The organism is uncultured Aliiroseovarius sp. (assembly GCF_947497285.1).
Classification (GTDB): Bacteria; Pseudomonadota; Alphaproteobacteria; order Rhodobacterales; family Rhodobacteraceae; genus Aliiroseovarius.
Map to the genome: position 1 here is coordinate 1 of NZ_CANMFT010000016.1, position 1941 is coordinate 1941.

General features: G+C 63.1%; 2 protein-coding genes. Both read left to right on the plus strand.

The genetic code is table 11. The features are described from left to right. The first annotated feature begins 144 nt into the window (after positions 1-144). Positions 145-333, plus strand: a complete 189-nt coding sequence (locus tag Q0864_RS16530; protein WP_298572067.1) for a hypothetical protein — start codon at positions 145-147, stop codon at positions 331-333. Positions 334-513: 180 nt separating this feature from the next. After that, on the plus strand, positions 514-1941 hold a 1428-nt coding region (locus Q0864_RS16535), incomplete at its 3' end, for a hypothetical protein (protein ID WP_298572069.1).

Below are 1941 nucleotides of genomic sequence, written 5' to 3' on the forward strand. Positions count from 1 at the left end.
GCGGGGGTGTTTGCGTTTGGGTGGGGCGGTTTGGGGTTGATGCTCTGTAGTTGGGTTTGGTTTGTTGCAAGCTTGCAGAGCCAGCGGGGTCTGGCCGGGTGTGGCAAAAGAGGTCCATCGCAACACATCAACCAGGAGGCGCCCATGGCCCGCAAAACCACAACCACCCACCGCAACAACAACGGCCCGACCCACCGGACCACCACCACCCGTTACAACGACGGTTCGTCCAAGTCGATCACCCGCACCGGTGGCAACGTCCTTTCGTCGGGCAAAATCACCCGGATCTCGCGCTCCGACGGCAAGGGCAACACCCGCAGCAAGTCCTACTGAGCTGCCCAAACCGGTCCCACCCGGACCAACACCAGCCCCCGCCTCGGCGGGGGCTTTCCTTTTGGCGGGGGACATACACCGCAAGCTTGCAACGAAAGCACCGCAAAACCGTTTCTCTAAGATCAACCGCATCAGACCAGACGACGACACCCGTCACACACCCAACCCGGAGCCACCCCCATGACCTTCATCACCCGCCTCTTCCCCGACTTCGACACCGCCCTGACCCTGCGCGAGAAGAGCCTGGCCCGTGAGCTTGACCTCGTCGCCCGCGCCCGCGCCGACGGCACCCGCAACCACCCCGACACCGCAGAGACCGAGCCCACCGAGTTCGAGATCAAGGTTCTGACCCGCGGCCAGCACGCCATTGACGAGGTCGCCCAGTGGTTCAAGAAACGCGTCGCCGAACGCACCAAGACTTCCAACGCCCTGTTGCCTACCCCGGCCGAGCGGGACACCGATGCCCAGGTCTCCGAGGCCGGCTTCGCCCTGGCCAAGCTGCGCGACGAGAACCGGGATTCCATCACCGCATTGGCCGAAAGCGATGCCGCCGCGCTGATGGAGCTGCGCAAGTTCCGCCGTGACAACGATCTCACCCGCGAAGCGACCTATGCCAAGTCACCCATCCTCGTGATGGGGCTGGGGGCGGTGCTGTTGCTGGCGGAATCCATCCTCAACGCCCAGACCTTCGCCGATGTCTCCGACTACGGTCTGATCGGCGGCTGGCTCACCGCAGCCACCTACTCGGTCGGCAACCTTTTCCTCGGCTTCTTCGTCACAGGTCTCTTCGGCCTACGCCATGCAATCCACGTCCGCCCCGTGCCGAGAATCCTCGGTCTACTCGCCACGCTCACGGGCAGCGCAGCCACCCTGGGCTACAACGCCTATCTCGGCACCGTGCGTGCGGCGATTGATGCAGACCCCGATGGCGCCGCTTATCGCCAGGCCTTTGCCCGCCTCATCGAAGAGCCCACCGGCTTCATGAATACCCCGTCCGCAGCCCTGCTCTTCGCCATCGGCATGGGCTTTGCCCTTGCTTTCGCCGCTAAGGGGTTCCTGGTGTTCGATCCCTACCCGGGGTACCGCAAGGTGCACCGCCGCCACGTTGCTGCGCGCCGTGCGCTCGATGCTGCTCGTATCCGCTTCCGCAACGCTGCCAAGGCGCTGGTCGATACCCGCATTAAAACCATCGAGGATAACCTTACCGCCGCCGAGGCGCGCAATCGCAAGATCCTCGACATGATCAACCAGACCGAGATTGACGCTACCGCTGCCGAAACCTCGGCAGTTGACTCCGCGGCTGTCTGCCAGCGCCTCATCGCCACCTGGCGCACCGAGAACGCTGCAATCCGCACGGCTGCGGCGCCTGCCTACTTTCGTACGCTGCCTTCGCTGGACGCAGAGCTCCGGGGTCTGCCAAAGATCAACTTCACGGCCCACCGAGACGTCCGTAACGCCGATATGGAAGCCCTGCGTGTAAACGCTAAGGCTGCCCAGGCAACCCTCCGCGACATGGCAATGAACGCCCTCGATACCGTCACTGCAGAAATCAAAGCCGCCGAAAAAGAAGGAACCAAAAGAGCGGAAAATGAGGAAAATATAACGTTT